Source organism: Neisseria sp. HMSC058F07 (genome assembly GCF_001810035.1).
Classification (GTDB): Bacteria; Pseudomonadota; Gammaproteobacteria; order Burkholderiales; family Neisseriaceae; genus Neisseria; species Neisseria perflava.
The window spans coordinates 21,118-34,917 of sequence record NZ_KV799693.1; the positions used below are offsets into that span (position 1 = coordinate 21,118).

Consider the following 13,800-nt stretch of genomic DNA (forward strand, 5'->3'; position numbering starts at 1 on the left):
TACGCGATGTCGGTATTTTTTTCTATAAAGCCAGAAAGGCCGTCTGAAACCTGAAAAATCGGTTTCAGACGGCCTTTTGTTTTATGAAGGGCAGTATCGGCAGTTAGATATCGGTTTCTAAATAAACAACTTGGGTTTGCAGATATTCTTCCAAGCCGTGTTTGCCGTCGGCGCCGCCGATACCTGATTTTTTCCAACCGGCATGGAAGCCCTGCATGGCTTCAAAGTTTTCGCGGTTGATGTAGGTTTCGCCGAAACGCAGACGGCGGGTTACATAAAACGCTTCATTCAGATTGGTGGTATAGACGGAGCTGGTCAGGCCGAATTCGCTGTCGTTTGCCAAAGCAATGACTTGATCGAGCGTGTCGAAAGTGGCAACAGGCAGGACGGGGCCGAAGGTTTCTTCCTTCATGATGTCCATGCTGTTGTCGGTATTGGTCAGCAGGGTAGGTTCGAAGAAGTAGCCTTTGCCGTCGGCACGTTTGCCGCCGCAAACCAAAGTTGCGCCTTGTCGAACTGCACGTTCGACTTTCTCGGCAACGGCTTTGACGGCGCGCTCTTCAATCAATGGGCCCATTTCCAGTGCGCCAGGTTCGGCCTTAGCTGGATTGCCGTAGCGCACGCCTTTCATGGCGGCGGTCATTTTTTCAATAAATGCGTCTTTCAGGCTGTTGTGGACATACACGCGTTCGGCGCAGTTACAGATTTGACCAGTATTGCCCACGCGTGAAGCCAAGATGGATTTGACGGCCAGATCCAGGTCGGCATCTTTCAAAACGATGGCAGGGGCTTTGCCGCCCAGTTCCAGTGAGACTTTGGTAATGTTGGCGGCGGCGGCTTCCATCACTTGGCGGCCGGCATCGACAGAACCGGTCAGGCTGACCATGTCGACTTGCGGATGTGATGCCAAGGCATTGCCGATTTCTGCGCCCGGACCGTTGACGACGTTGAATACACCGGCCGGTAAGCCTGAAGCATGAACGATTTCAGCAAAGATGTGGCAGTTAATCGGGGTAACGCTGCTTGGTTTGACGACGATGGTATTGCCGGTTACCAAAGCCGGGCCCATTTTGCGGGCGATCAGGAAGAATGGGAAGTTCCACGGCAAAATGCCGGCGATCACACCTAAAGGACGTTTGAACAATAAAATATTTTCACGCGGGCGGTCGCTCTGGATGATTTCACCTTCATAACGGCGCGCCCATTCGGCTTGGTAGTCGAGATAATCGGCAGTGAACATAACTTCTATGCGTGCCAAATCTTTGGTTTTGCCGCCTTCGGCGACAATGGTGTCGGTCAGCTCGTCGGCACGTTCGCGGATGCCTTGGGCAATTTTGCGCAGGTATGCGCCGCGCTCAACGGCAGGCAAACGCTCCCATGTAGTTTGCGCATCTCTGGCCGCGGCAACGGCACGATCAACATCGGCTTTTCCACCTTTAGGCTCACGCGCGATGACTTCTTCGGTTGCCGGATTCAATACATCACGCCATGTACCGTTAAAGTCGGTTTCAAAGCGGCCGTTGATATACATAGACAGTTGTTTCATCAAACCTTCTCCTGTTGTTGTAGTTGGATGTAGTTTTAGTCTATGCCTAAATTGTCTGGCATACAAGAGGATTTGGCATGGGTTGATGGTAGGTATTTGGAAGTTTTTAGAAAAAGATGTTGGGTGGGGGAGTTGGGTTTGATTGATTCAAGAGGTTGGTGCTGGTGTGATGCCTTGAGTTGCATCCATAACAGCATTGTGACAAAGCTCGGATATTGCTTGATTTTGATGATGAGAAAGGTATCAAGTGAAGAAAGGCTTGATGGAGAATATAAAAAAAACCTGCTTTTTTCAAAGCAGGTTTTCATATTTGGTGGGTCGTGAGCGATTCGAACGCTCGACCAACGGATTAAAAGTCCGCTGCTCTACCGACTGAGCTAACGACCCGATAAGCTGTGCATTATAGGGAGATTGTTTCTTTTCGTCAACTGTTTTTTTGAAATTTTTTTCAAAAAACGTAAACCAGCTGTTATTTGGCGTTAATTCTCCCTTTTTCGAGTATTAATTATGTTATGATTCTCTAATCTGTCAGTTCTGATGGATATTTTTTAGACCAAAGGATATACAACATGAAAAAATTATTGATTGCTGCGATGATGGTGGCTGGTTTGGCTGCTTGTTCTCAAGAGGCGAAACAGGAAACTCAAGAAGCGGCTTCTGCCGTTGCTTCTGATGTGAACGCTGCTGCCGAACACGCGGCTTCTGCTGTCGATGCTGCTTCTTCCGAAGCTAAAGGTGCAGCTGAGCAAGCTGTTTCTGATGTTAAAGACGCTGCTGCAGATGCTAAAGCAACTGCAGATAAAGCAGTTTCTGACGCAAAAGATGCTGCCGGTAAAGCGGTTGAAGAAGCTAAAGATGCAGTTTCTGATGCTAAAGATGCTGCCAAAGACGCAGCTAAAGACGCTATGGGTAAAGCAGCCGATGCGACTCAAGAAGCTGCCGACAAATTGAAAGACGCTGCTAAATAAGCTGGTGTTTGATATTTGAAAAGGCCGTCTGAAATGTTCAGACGGCCTTTTTATATCGGCAGATTATTTCTTCTCTTGCTGACGCGTGTACACCAAAGAAGTCAGGATGGACGCGCCCAGTGCGCCGAAGACGACGGACAGGGAAATTGAGATCGGGATATGTACCCAGTGCATAATCAGCATCTTGATACCGATAAAGCTCAACACGAAAGCCAAGCCGTATTTGAGGAAAATAAAGCGTTCGGCAAAGTCTGCCAGTAAAAAGTACATGGCACGCAGGCCCAAGATGGCAAAAATGTTGGAAGTGAGGACGATGAAAGGGTCGGTGGTTACGGCAAAAATAGCGGGGATGCTGTCCACGGCGAAGATGACGTCGCTCAATTCGATCATAATCAATACCAGCAAAAGCGGTGTAGCGATGCGTTTGCCGTTCTCGATGGTAAAGAATTTTTCACCGTCAAACTGTTGGCTGGTCGGGATGACTTTTTTGAGTAGGGTCAGGATTTTGTTTTGGGAAAGGTCTTCCTCTTCGTCCGATTCGGGTTTCATCATGTGGATGCCGGTATAGAGCAGGAATGCGCCGAAAAGGTAGAGAATCCATTCGAATTGCTGTACCAGTGCCGCGCCGATGAAAATCATGATGGCGCGCAGGACGATGGCGCCGAATACGCCATAGAGCAAGACGCGGTGTTGGAATTTGGGTTCGACTTTGAAGTAGCCGAAAATCATCAGGAAAACGAAGATGTTATCAACGGCAAGGGATTTTTCAAGCACATAGCCGGTGAAGAATTCGAGGACTTTTTCTTTGGCGACAATGGCCCCGTAAGTTGGGTTGCCCGCCAGTTCAAAATAGAGCCAGCCTGCAAACGTGCAGGATACGGCCACCCAAATGCCGCTCCAGGCGAGGGCTTCTTTGATGCTGACTTTGTGGGCACCGTTTTTTTTCAGCGATACCATATCGATGGCGATCATGATTAAGACGGCAATAAAGAAGATGCCGTAAAACATCGGCGAGCCGACGGACGGGTATTGGGTCATAAACAATCCTTGTGTGTGGGATATGGGTAAGGTTTACCAAGACAGGTAGAACATCGCCTTGGCAAAAAAGACGATAAACAGCATATGGCTGAATACGACGGCGTGTATGTATTTCGACCAGCCGACGGTGAGGGTGTGCCGTGCCATTTTGACGACGGCGATGGCAAAATGTACCAAAACGCTTATTGCCAACAGGATTTTGATGCTCAGCATGATGCCGAAAGAGCTGTCGAATGGGTGGTGCAGTATCGGTAGGTAGCGGTTGTACACCATCACGATGCCGCTGATGAACAAGGTAATGACGACAGGCGGCATTACGCGGACGGCACGATAGGACATGGCACGTTCGACTTCGCGGCGCGATTCGCGCGAAACGCGGCCGGTGTGCAAAACGGAGAGAACCAGCATTTCGAAAAATACGCCGCCGACAAAGGCAATCGCGCAATAAACGTGGATGATGTGTGCCAGTGCGTAGATACTCATGACGGGTGTTTCCGGTAATTCAGACAAGTCGTCATTGTATCACTACCGAATGCGGTTGATGTATGCGCAATTTTATGCCAAATATATTAAATTTTATAAATATTCTATTGGAATTTCCGTTTGTTTTTGAAGTTAACCGTTCATCAAAAGCGTTATCTTAGTTTAATCTGTCTTTACTTATCAGAAAATATATTAATGAAAGGTTGTGCCATACTGCTCCATATACAGCTTAACCCCTGATGGAGAATCAAACCATGAAGAAAACTTTTGCAAAAACTGTGACCTTGATCATGCTGGCCGCTTCTTTGGGTGCATGTGCCAATATGACTCAAACCCAACGCAACACTGCTGCTGGTGCGGTATTGGGTGGTGTGGCAGGTAACTTGATTGGTGGCGATACCGGCTCTACCTTGGGTGGTGCGGCTTTGGGTGGTGTTATCGGCAGTCAGGTTCATACCCGCTACTAATCCTTTATTCGGTTAAAAATAAAAAGGCCGTCTGAACATTCAGACGGCCTTTTATTTTGCGGTTTATTCGTTGACGAAGGTTACGCCGGTCAGTTGCGATTGCAAAATGGCAGTGCGCAAAGCAGTCAGTGCTTTCGGACGGACAAAGTTGCGGCGATAGGCTAAAACGACACGGCGGTGCGGTGCATTGCCTTCAAACGGGATAATGCTGAAAAGCATGTGGTCGTTTTCGGTCAATGCGGTAGCCGGCATGACGCTGATAGCCAAACCGCTGGCAACCATGTGGCGGATGGTGTTGATGGAGCTGCCTTGCAGGGTATTGGTCAAACCTTGGATTTTCTGTTTGGAAGCCAATTCGGAACAGCTCGCCAACACTTGGTCGCGCATACAGTTGCCTTCGGACAGCAGCAACACTTGTTCTTCGCCCAAAAGCTGAGGCGTAACGGCATCGAGTTCTTCAAAGTGATGTCCTTTGGGAACAATGACGAAGAAAGGTTCGTCATACAGAGGCTCGGTTACGATGCCCGGCTCTTGGAACGGTTCGGCAACGACGATTGCATCGACATCGCCACGTTTGAGCGACTCGGTCAGGATGTGGGTATAGTTCTCTTCCAGCATCAGCGGCATTTTCGGTGCGGTTTCACGCAGCGCGGTAATGAGCTTGGGCAGAAGGTAGGGGGCAACGGTAAAAATCAGGCCGAGTTTGAACGCACCTTCCAATTCGTTTTGCTCTTCATTGGCAAGGTGCTTGATGAGTTCGGCTTCTTCCAAAACCCGTCGGGCTTGGGCGACAATGCGCTCGCCCGCTTCGGTTGTGATGATGTCGTTGCTGCTACGGTCGAACAGGGATACCGACAGCTCTTCCTCCAGCTTTTTGATGGCGATGGAGAGGGTGGGCTGGCTGACAAAGCAGCGTCGTGCGGCACGTCCGAAGTGACGTTCTTGTGCGACGGCTACGATGTAACGCAATTCGGTCAAGGTCATGTGTTAAGCCTTTTTTTGTTCCGGCAGGGTGATGTTCAGCTCAAGAACGTCCAAGCCGTCTTGTTTCTCTTGGGAGATGCGGATGTCGTCCAATGATACGTTGACGTATTTGGACAGGACCTCCAACAACTCTTTACGCAGGGTCGGCAGATAGTCCGGAGCTTGGCCTTCTTGTGCGCGTTCTTGCGCGATGATGATTTGCAGGCGGTCGCGCGCGACTGTGGCGGTTTTCGGCTTTCTGCCGAACAGCATATCGAGCAGTGACATGTATTAACCTCCGAACAGTCGTTTTAAGAAGCTTTTCTTCTCAGCTTCGAGGAAACGCATTTCGCGGTTTTCACCCAAGAGGCGGGCGATAACGTCCTTGTAGGCTTCTGCTGCTGCGGCATTGTCTTGGTGGATGACAGGTTCGCCGGCGTTGGAAGCTTGCAGGACGTTTTGTGATTCAGGAATCACACCGATCAACGGAATACGCAAGATATCGCAGATGTCTTGTACAGACAGCATTTCGCCTTTAGCCACGCGCTCAGGGGAGTAGCGGGTAATCAGCAAGTGCTCTTTAACAGTACCGCCTTGTTCGGCTTTGCGGGATTTGCTTTGCAAAATGCCCAAGATACGGTCGGAGTCGCGGACGCTGGATACTTCCGGATTGGTGGTAATGATGGCTTCGTCGGCAAAGTAGAGTGCCATCAGTGCACCTTGTTCGATACCGGCAGGGGAATCGCAGATAATGAATTCGAAGCCCATTTTTTCGCTGGCCAGCTCTTTCATCACGTTGTCCACGCCTTCGCGGGTCAGTGCGTCTTTATCGCGGGTTTGCGAAGCGGGCAGGATGTAGAGGTTTTCGCAGTTTTTGTCTTTAATCAGGGCTTGGTTGAGTGTGGCTTCGCCTTGGATGACGTTGATGAGGTCATACACGACGCGGCGTTCGCAACCCATAATCAGGTCGAGGTTGCGCAAACCGACGTCGAAGTCGATTACGGCGGTTTTGTGGCCGCGCAGGGCCAGGCCGGTTGCGATGCTGGCGCTGGTAGTGGTCTTGCCTACGCCGCCTTTACCTGAAGTTACTACGATGATTTTGGACACGATATTTCCTTTTTAAGTACTGATGTTTATTCGGCGTCGATTGCGCTGATAACCAGTCGGTTGTCTTGCAATGATACTTGTACGGGTTTTTTGTGCAGATGCTCGGGCAGGTCTTGCTCGAAGTTGCGGTAGATGCCGGCAACGGAGACTAATTCGGCCTGCATGGAATGAATAAAGATGCGCGCGTTGGTGTTGCCTTTTGCACCGGCCAACGCTCTGCCGCGCATGGGGGCGTAAATATGGATGTTGCCGTCGGCGATAAGCTCCGCACCTTGGCTGACGATGCCGGTAACGATGAGGTCGCCGTTTTCAGCGTAAACCTGCTGGCCGGTACGTACGGGCGTGCTGACCAATACGGTCGGATTATTGATAACGGTGGCTTGTACGTCTTGCGGCTGCGGTGCTTGGCGCGGGGTAGGCGCTGCCTGTGTGTCGGCTGCTTGGGTGGAGTTGCCTTGTTTGAATACCAAGTGGTAACGCGCCGCCGCCGCTGCCCATGTGTCGCTGGTGTGGTGCAGCCCTAAAATTTGCATGCCGTAACGGGCAAACAGGGAAATCATGCCGCCCAAATCGATGGATTCGGGATGGTCGAAATCTTGTACGTCTAAAATGAAGGGAACGAATTCGTCTTGGGATTGGCCTGCCAGTTGGCGCAGGAATTCTTCCAATTCGGTTAGATCTGCGGTGTGCAGATGGATGGATAAGACGTCCAAACGTGACGTTTTTATGTCGAATGCGGGTTTCATTGTAATGAAATAATAAAATTTTTTAATGACGTAAGTTTACCGTGTAAATCTTGGCTATTCAATCTGTTTGGCCGTCTGAAACCAAAATATTTTGTTTGAACGTTTTTTAGCTGTATTTAGTGTGGTTTTTTGGTGTGAACGTAGGTTTCAGACGGCCTTGGGAAAGGGATAGCCGTGTGTGTCGATGTCGTCGGCGGCGGCCCACGGCGTGTGGATGAGGGTGGACGGCAGGTGCGCCAATTCGGGGAGGTAACTGCGGATGTAGCTGCCGTCGGGGTCGATTTGGTGCGAACGGTGGGCATAGCGGACGGTGGCCGTGTCTTGGGCGGCAAGGTGCCAGTTGGCTTGGTTGAGCGCAGGGTCGGTGCCAGTTTGGACGGAGGCTGTCCACGCGATGCCTTGGTTGGGGTCGAAGTTGAGGGCATGGCAGAAATAGTGGGCGCACAGCTGCTGGAGAACGGGGTGTAAGTGGCCGGTGGCTTCGAGGCCGCGGATGGAGGCGTCGATGATGGGCACGCCGGTTTGGCCGTGTCGCCAGTATTCGCGTACCGGGGCGGCATCGGTTGTTTCGGGCAGGCGGCGGTGGTAGGCGAGCTGGTAGCAGTAGTCGCGGAAAATGAGCTTGTCCAGCCACTCGAAATGTCGGTTTGCCAAGCTTTCGGCAGCCAGCAGGCGCGGGGAAATGCAGCCTGCGGACAGGTAGGCATTGAGGAGGCTGGTGTTTTTTCGTGCCGGAAAATTTTGGGTAATCGGGTAGTGAACCAAATTCTGTTTGAACGCGTGCCATTGCGTTAAGGCTGCGGTTTCGCCGCTCTGCTGATAGGCAGGCAATACTGCGCCGGTATGGGCTGGAAACAGTGGAACGTTTTGTCCGATTTGAACAGGCAATTTGGTTTCAGACGGCCTTTGTCCTGAATAAGCCTGCAACCATGCTTGTTTATAGGCGGCAAAATCGGTGTAGGGCAGGCCGTTGGCATCCATGAGGGGGGATTTGGCCAAAATGCCGCGGTCGTTGGCGTGTTGCAGGGCAATGCCTGCTTGGTCGAAATTGTGCCAGAGGTGGTTGTCTTGGCGGATTTCGGCTTCGGTGTAGGCTTCGTCTGTGATGACGGTATGGGCATTAAGCGCAGCAGCCAAGGGGAGGAGGTCTTCGTCGGAAGCGACGACATATAAGGGAATATGGTGTGCCGCCAGACGGGTATGCAGTTCTTGTGCGGCTTGATAATGGAACAGGCTTTGACGCGGATTGTGGTTTTCAGACGGTCTTTGGCTGACCCAGACGCAGGTGATGGGCAAACCGCTTGCAACGGCGGCATTAAGCGCGGCATTGTCATGCAGGCGGAGGTTGCGGCGGAACCAGACAAGGACGTGAGCAGATTTCATGAGCATGTTCCGACGAAAAAGGGGAAACCATTTTATCAGAATCGGCCTCATGTATCAGGCCGTCTGAAAAATCTTTTGGTTTGATTTCGCTATATAATTTTGGTTTTAGCAATGAGGCGGCAACCATGACCGAGCAAACCGTTTTGGCACTCATTACCTGCCAAACTTATCCCGAACCATCGGACAACCTGAAAACATTGGCGGCATGCTTGGAAAGCATGGGCGTGAAAACCGTATTTGATGCGTGGCAAAACCATCCGTCTGCGACGTTTTTACTGCCTTTGTGCGCATGGGATTATGCCGCCGAACCCGAAGCCTTCCGCCAATGGCTGGAACATGCCGGGCAGGCGGGGCAGCGTTTTATCAATCCGCCCGAATTGATGGCTTGGAATATGGAAAAGACTTATTTATGCGATTTGGCGGCGCGCGGAGCGCAAGTGATTCCCAGTGTGTTCGTTCCGCCGCAAAAAGCCGAATTGGCCGACATCCTGAACCAACAGGGCTGGACGGAAGCGGTCATCAAGCCGGCATTTGGGCAGAGCGGCAAAGGCGTGGTTAAAGTTTGTGCGGAGGCATTGGACGTGAACATGGCGGATTATCCGCAAGGTATGATTGTTCAACCATATATCCGCGAAATCGAAACAGCAGGCGAAACATCGCTGGTGTTTTTCAACGGCGCATTCAGCCATGCCGTGCGCCGTCAGCCGCCGCAAGGCGAATGGCGCGCCAACTCGGCCTATGGTGTGTCGGTGTTCGGTATTGAGCCACCCGAGTTTGCCATCAGTGCCGCACAAGATGTACTGGCCGCTTTGCCGCAAATGCCGGTTTACGCCCGAGTGGATGGTACATTGGTCGGTGACACCTTCCTGCTCAATGAGTTGGAACTCATCGAGCCAGCCCTGTATTTGCACACCAGCGAAGGCGCAACGGAACGCTTTGCCCGAGTGCTGGCGCAGTTGCTTGGGCAACATTCATCAACCTGATTTTATCAATATAATTAACAAACCTCAGGCCGTCTGAAAACCATCTTTCAGACGGCCTGAAGCTTTTTAAAACAAGATTTGCATGTTTGTATTTTTCAATAATGTGCCATTTGTCGATTGTGTCATTTTAATTGTTGCAGTCTTAATTGATGGTTGATTAACTTTCATTTGGCATTTTATCTCGGCCGCAGCCTTTATTTTTAGCGGATTGTAAACAATCTGATCGGTCTAAATAGATATCTTTTTAGGGTAAAACCTCAAAAATCTTTTTAAAAAGAAAGATATTGTCTTATTGAATATTCTGTGCTGAAATTACATGACACTACAAAAAGTAGTGCATAAAAAATAAAACAGACAAAGGAGAAAGCCATGCAATTGTTTTTAGACAATCTCAAAGCCTTTTTCGAAACCATCAGCGGCTGGGTCTGGGGACCTATTATGTTGATGCTGCTGGTCGGTACGGGCATTTTGCTGACCGTTTTGCTGAAAGGCTTGCAGTTCACCATGTTGGGTTATGCGCTGAAACAGGCGTTTATGCCGTCAAAGAAGCATGAAGACGGCGAAGACCACGAAGGCGATATTTCCCATTTTGCGGCGTTGATGACCGCGCTGTCTGCCACCATCGGTACGGGTAACATTGCCGGTGTGGCGACTGCGGTGGTAACCGGCGGTCCGGGCGCAGTATTTTGGATGTGGATGACCGCCATTTTCGGTATGGCCACCAAATACGGCGAGGGCGTGTTGGCGGTGAAATACCGCGTCACCAATTCCAAAGGCGAAATGTCCGGCGGCCCGATGTATTACATCGAAAAAGGCTTGGGCAAAAACTGGAAATGGATGGCCGTCGCGTTTGCGCTGTTCGGCACATTCGCTTCCTTCGGTATCGGCAGCTCGGTGCAGTCCAACTCGGTTGCGCAGGCAGTGCAAACCAGCTTCGGCGTCGAACCTGCCTACACCGGTGTGATATTGACTGTATTAACGGCCATCGTGCTTTTGGGCGGCATTAAGGGCATCGCCAAAGCCGCGTCCTTTATCGTGCCTGCCATGGCAGTGTTTTATGTAGTAGGCGGTATTGCCATTATCGCGATTAATTCCGATGTGCTGATGCCTGCCGTCAAACTGATTTTCTCCGATGCGTTTAGTGCGCAAGCCGTGGCCGGCGGCGCTATCGGTACGGTCATCCGCTACGGCGTGGCACGCGGAGTGTTCTCCAATGAGGCGGGTATGGGTTCTGCGCCGATTGCCGCCGCCGCCGCGAAAACCGACCACCCCGTCCGTCAGGCTTTGGTTTCCATGACCGGTACTTTTTTGGACACCATCGTTGTCTGCTCGATTACCGGTATCGTGTTGGTCATGGGTCTGCTCGGCGCAGGCGGCGAGTTTGTGAAACCTGAATTGAGCGGCGCGGCGCTGACAACCGTTACTTTCCAAAAAATGCTGCCCGGCATCGGCGGCTGGATTGTCACCATCGGCCTGATTTTCTTTGCCTACTCAACCATTCTCGGCTGGTGTTATTACGGCGAGAAATGCGCGGTTTACGTCTTCGGCGAGAAGTTTGCCGGTTTGTACCGCGTGGGTTACGTCTCTTCCGTCATGCTGGGTACCGTATTGAGCCTTGATTTGGTGTGGCTGGCTTCGGACACATTTAACGGCTTGATGGCATTGCCCAACCTGATTGCGCTTCTGTTGATGGCGAAAGTCATCGTCAATGAAACGCGCGACTTCAAACAAAAAATCAAAAACGGCGAATTGCCGCATTAATATCCAAGGCCGTCTGAATATGAACATTCAGACGGCCCGATGTATATTAAGTTTGTTTTGAAAAAAGTCAGAGGAGGAGAAAAATGAAAGTGCTTGTTTTAGGTGCTGGTGTTGCCGGCGTATCTTCCGCGTGGTATCTGGCAGAGGCAGGACATGAAGTAACGGTCATCGACCGCGCCGAGGGCGTGGCGATGGAAACCAGTTTTGCCAATGCCGGCCAGCTTTCCTACGGCTATACCACGCCTTGGGCTGCACCCGGTATCCCGACCAAAGCGCTGAAATGGCTGTTTAAAAGCCATCCGCCTTTGCTGTTTCGCCCTGACGGCAGCCTGTATCAAATCGAATGGCTGTGGCAAATGCTGCAAAACTGCACGGCAGCGCGCTATCAAATCAATAAAGAGCGCATGGTCAGGATTTCCGAATACAGCCGTGAAATGTTCCGCCGTTTTGAAGCGCAAACCGGCATGAATTTTGAAGGGCGCAAAAAAGGGACGTTGCAGATTTTCCGCCAAGCCAAAGAAGTCGAAGCGGCAGAACAAGACATTGCCGTTTTGGAACGCTACGGCGTACCGTACCGCCGTCTGAAACCCGAAGAATGCGCAGAGTTTGAGCCTGCGCTGGCGCGCGTTACCACCAAAATTGCCGGCGGCCTGCACCTACCTGCGGACGCGACCGGCGACTGCCACCTCTTCACTGAAAACCTATACAAATTGTGTCAAGAAAAGGGCATACAGTTCCACTTCAACCAAACCATCAGCCGCATCGACCACAATGGGCTGCGCATCAAAGCCGTTGAAACCGAAACAGGGCGGTTTGAAGCAGATGCCGTTGTCTGCGCGCTCGGCTGCTTTAGCAGGACTGTGTTGGCGCAGTTGGATCTCAATCTGCCGATTTATCCCGTCAAAGGCTATTCCTTGACCCTGCCGGTCACCAATTCAGACGGCGCGCCGGTGTCCACCGTTTTAGATGAGAGCTACAAAGTCGCCATCACGCGCTTTGACAACAGAATCCGCGTCGGCGGCATGGCGGAATTGTCGGGCTACGAAATCAAACTGCCCGAAAAACGCCGCGAAACCTTGGCTTTGGTCGTCAACGACTTGTTCCCAGAAGGCGGCGATTTGAGTCAGGCATTGTTCTGGAGCGGCCTCAGACCGATGACGCCCGACAGCACACCGTTAATCGGGCGCACCCGCTTTGATAATCTCTTCCTGAATACCGGCCACGGCACTTTAGGCTGGACCATGTCGCTGGGTTCGGCAAAATTAACCGCCGATATCGTGAGCGGCAAAGATACCGAAATCCGAAGCGACGATTTGAGCCTGTCACGCTATCAGGCTTAAGCTGAAAAGCGATAAGGTTTAGCGGCATTTCAAATTTAAAGGCCGTCTGAAAATTATTTTTCAGACGGCCTTTTGTTTCAAAATCCGGGTATTTAATCAATAAAATAAATAATAACTATTATCATGCGCATTAAAAAGTGTTAGTCTGAACCTGTCCCAGCTTTTAGCGCAGGTTTTCTCATGCCCGATTTTTCGATGTCCAATTTGGCCGTTGCCTTTTCCATCACGTTGGCTGCCGGTTTGTTTACCGTATTAGGCAGCGGCTTGGTGATGTTTTCCAAAACGCCCAATCCGCGTGTGTTGTCGTTTGGTTTGGCATTTGCCGGCGGTGCGATGGTGTATGTTTCCCTGACGGAAATTTTCAGTAAATCCAGTGAGGCGTTCGCTGAAATTTATGATAAAGACCACGCGTTTGCGGCGGCGACCATGGCATTTTTGGCTGGGATGGGCGGCATCGCGCTGATTGACCGCCTGGTGCCGAACCCGCATGAAACCTTGGACGCGCAAGACCCATCGTTTCAAGAAAGCAAACGCCGCCATATTGCGCGAGTCGGCATGATGGCGGCGTTTGCGATTACGGCGCACAATTTCCCCGAAGGCTTGGCGACATTTTTTGCCACCTTGGAAAATCCGGCGGTCGGGATGCCTTTGGCCTTGGCGATTGCCATCCATAATATTCCGGAGGGCATTTCCATTGCCGCGCCGGTTTATTTTGCCACCCGAAGCCGTAAGAAAACGGTATGGGCGTGCCTGCTATCCGGCTTGGCCGAGCCTTTGGGTGCGGCTTTGGGCTATTTGATTTTACAGCCGTTTTTGTCGCCTGCCGTGTTTGGTTCGGTGTTCGGCGTGATAGCCGGCGTGATGGTGTTTTTGGCGTTGGACGAGCTGCTGCCGGCCGCCAAACGTTATTCAGACGGCCACGAAACCGTTTACGGCCTGACAACGGGCATGGCGGTGATTGCCGTCAGCCTGGTATTGTTCCATTTTTAAAACCCGTATGCCAAAGGCCGTCTGA

At 51.3% G+C, this 13,800-nt stretch carries 14 protein-coding genes and 1 tRNA gene; 6 read left to right on the forward strand and 9 right to left on the reverse strand.

The window, feature by feature from the left end:
* Positions 1-103: 103 nt before the first annotated feature.
* The gene (aldA, locus tag HMPREF2696_RS06925; protein WP_070588191.1) at positions 104-1,546 is read right to left on the reverse strand and encodes an aldehyde dehydrogenase; all 1,443 of its coding nucleotides are present in this window, start codon (positions 1,544-1,546) and stop codon (positions 104-106) included.
* 311 nt (positions 1,547-1,857) lie between these two features.
* Positions 1,858-1,933: transfer RNA gene (locus tag HMPREF2696_RS06930), tRNA-Lys, on the reverse strand.
* Positions 1,934-2,115: 182 nt separating this feature from the next.
* On the opposite strand from HMPREF2696_RS06930, the gene HMPREF2696_RS06935 reads away from it, so the two are divergent.
* Entirely contained in the window at positions 2,116-2,514 is a 399-nt protein-coding gene (locus HMPREF2696_RS06935; RefSeq protein ID WP_070588192.1) for an Ag473 family lipoprotein, read from the forward strand.
* A gap of 63 nt (positions 2,515-2,577) precedes the next feature.
* Here the strand turns inward: HMPREF2696_RS06935 and HMPREF2696_RS06940 are convergent, their stop codons facing one another.
* Both HMPREF2696_RS06940 and HMPREF2696_RS06945 read right to left on the reverse strand, forming a co-directional pair.
* Positions 2,578-3,552, reverse strand: a complete 975-nt coding sequence (locus HMPREF2696_RS06940; protein ID WP_070588194.1) for a TerC family protein — start codon at positions 3,550-3,552, stop codon at positions 2,578-2,580.
* Between the two features lie 33 nt (positions 3,553-3,585).
* Positions 3,586-4,035: a CopD family copper resistance protein gene (locus HMPREF2696_RS06945; RefSeq protein ID WP_049330770.1), complete on the reverse strand. Its 450-nt coding sequence runs from the start codon at positions 4,033-4,035 to the stop codon at positions 3,586-3,588.
* A 254-nt stretch (positions 4,036-4,289) separates the two neighbouring features.
* Between HMPREF2696_RS06945 and HMPREF2696_RS06950 the strand changes: the two genes are divergently transcribed.
* Complete coding sequence (locus HMPREF2696_RS06950; RefSeq protein ID WP_003684747.1) at positions 4,290-4,502, forward strand: glycine zipper 2TM domain-containing protein; 213 nt, start codon at positions 4,290-4,292, stop codon at positions 4,500-4,502.
* Between the two features lie 63 nt (positions 4,503-4,565).
* Here the strand turns inward: HMPREF2696_RS06950 and HMPREF2696_RS06955 are convergent, their stop codons facing one another.
* The 5 genes from HMPREF2696_RS06955 to HMPREF2696_RS06975 form a co-directional block, all read right to left on the reverse strand.
* A complete protein-coding gene (locus HMPREF2696_RS06955) occupies positions 4,566-5,486 on the reverse strand; it encodes a hydrogen peroxide-inducible genes activator (protein WP_004520212.1) in 921 nt (306 codons plus the stop codon).
* A gap of 3 nt (positions 5,487-5,489) precedes the next feature.
* Positions 5,490-5,753, reverse strand: a complete 264-nt coding sequence (minE, locus tag HMPREF2696_RS06960) for a cell division topological specificity factor MinE (protein WP_003680625.1) — start codon at positions 5,751-5,753, stop codon at positions 5,490-5,492.
* A gap of 3 nt (positions 5,754-5,756) precedes the next feature.
* Positions 5,757-6,572, reverse strand: coding sequence for a septum site-determining protein MinD (minD, locus tag HMPREF2696_RS06965; protein ID WP_004520213.1), 816 nt, complete (start codon positions 6,570-6,572; stop codon positions 5,757-5,759).
* Positions 6,573-6,598: 26 nt separating this feature from the next.
* A complete protein-coding gene (gene minC / locus HMPREF2696_RS06970) occupies positions 6,599-7,318 on the reverse strand; it encodes a septum site-determining protein MinC (protein ID WP_004520214.1) in 720 nt (239 codons plus the stop codon).
* 147 nt (positions 7,319-7,465) lie between these two features.
* Complete coding sequence (locus HMPREF2696_RS06975; protein ID WP_065422610.1) at positions 7,466-8,701, reverse strand: FAD-binding domain-containing protein; 1,236 nt, start codon at positions 8,699-8,701, stop codon at positions 7,466-7,468.
* Between the two features lie 125 nt (positions 8,702-8,826).
* On the opposite strand from HMPREF2696_RS06975, the gene HMPREF2696_RS06980 reads away from it, so the two are divergent.
* From HMPREF2696_RS06980 to zupT, 4 genes are all read left to right on the forward strand, one after another.
* A complete protein-coding gene (locus HMPREF2696_RS06980) occupies positions 8,827-9,684 on the forward strand; it encodes an ATP-grasp domain-containing protein (RefSeq protein WP_004520216.1) in 858 nt (285 codons plus the stop codon).
* A 369-nt stretch (positions 9,685-10,053) separates the two neighbouring features.
* Entirely contained in the window at positions 10,054-11,445 is a 1,392-nt protein-coding gene (locus HMPREF2696_RS06985; protein ID WP_004520217.1) for an alanine/glycine:cation symporter family protein, read from the forward strand.
* Positions 11,446-11,528: 83 nt separating this feature from the next.
* On the forward strand, positions 11,529-12,785 hold the full coding sequence (locus tag HMPREF2696_RS06990; RefSeq protein ID WP_004520219.1) for a D-amino acid dehydrogenase: 1,257 nt from the start codon (positions 11,529-11,531) through the stop codon (positions 12,783-12,785).
* A 180-nt stretch (positions 12,786-12,965) separates the two neighbouring features.
* The gene (zupT, locus tag HMPREF2696_RS06995; RefSeq protein ID WP_004520220.1) at positions 12,966-13,775 is read left to right on the forward strand and encodes a zinc transporter ZupT; all 810 of its coding nucleotides are present in this window, start codon (positions 12,966-12,968) and stop codon (positions 13,773-13,775) included.
* Positions 13,776-13,800 lie beyond the last annotated feature (25 nt).

Coding starts and splice junctions, on each gene's coding strand:
- aldA (WP_070588191.1), bottom strand. CDS start 1,546: ATGAAACAACTGTCTATGTATATCAACGGCCGCTTTGAAACCGACTTT.
- HMPREF2696_RS06935 (WP_070588192.1), top strand. CDS start 2,116: ATGAAAAAATTATTGATTGCTGCGATGATGGTGGCTGGTTTGGCTGCT.
- HMPREF2696_RS06940 (WP_070588194.1), bottom strand. CDS start 3,552: ATGACCCAATACCCGTCCGTCGGCTCGCCGATGTTTTACGGCATCTTC.
- HMPREF2696_RS06945 (WP_049330770.1), bottom strand. CDS start 4,035: ATGAGTATCTACGCACTGGCACACATCATCCACGTTTATTGCGCGATT.
- HMPREF2696_RS06950 (WP_003684747.1), top strand. CDS start 4,290: ATGAAGAAAACTTTTGCAAAAACTGTGACCTTGATCATGCTGGCCGCT.
- HMPREF2696_RS06955 (WP_004520212.1), bottom strand. CDS start 5,486: ATGACCTTGACCGAATTGCGTTACATCGTAGCCGTCGCACAAGAACGT.
- minE (WP_003680625.1), bottom strand. CDS start 5,753: ATGTCACTGCTCGATATGCTGTTCGGCAGAAAGCCGAAAACCGCCACA.
- minC (WP_004520214.1), bottom strand. CDS start 7,318: ATGAAACCCGCATTCGACATAAAAACGTCACGTTTGGACGTCTTATCC.
- HMPREF2696_RS06975 (WP_065422610.1), bottom strand. CDS start 8,701: ATGAAATCTGCTCACGTCCTTGTCTGGTTCCGCCGCAACCTCCGCCTG.
- HMPREF2696_RS06980 (WP_004520216.1), top strand. CDS start 8,827: ATGACCGAGCAAACCGTTTTGGCACTCATTACCTGCCAAACTTATCCC.
- HMPREF2696_RS06985 (WP_004520217.1), top strand. CDS start 10,054: ATGCAATTGTTTTTAGACAATCTCAAAGCCTTTTTCGAAACCATCAGC.
- HMPREF2696_RS06990 (WP_004520219.1), top strand. CDS start 11,529: ATGAAAGTGCTTGTTTTAGGTGCTGGTGTTGCCGGCGTATCTTCCGCG.
- zupT (WP_004520220.1), top strand. CDS start 12,966: ATGCCCGATTTTTCGATGTCCAATTTGGCCGTTGCCTTTTCCATCACG.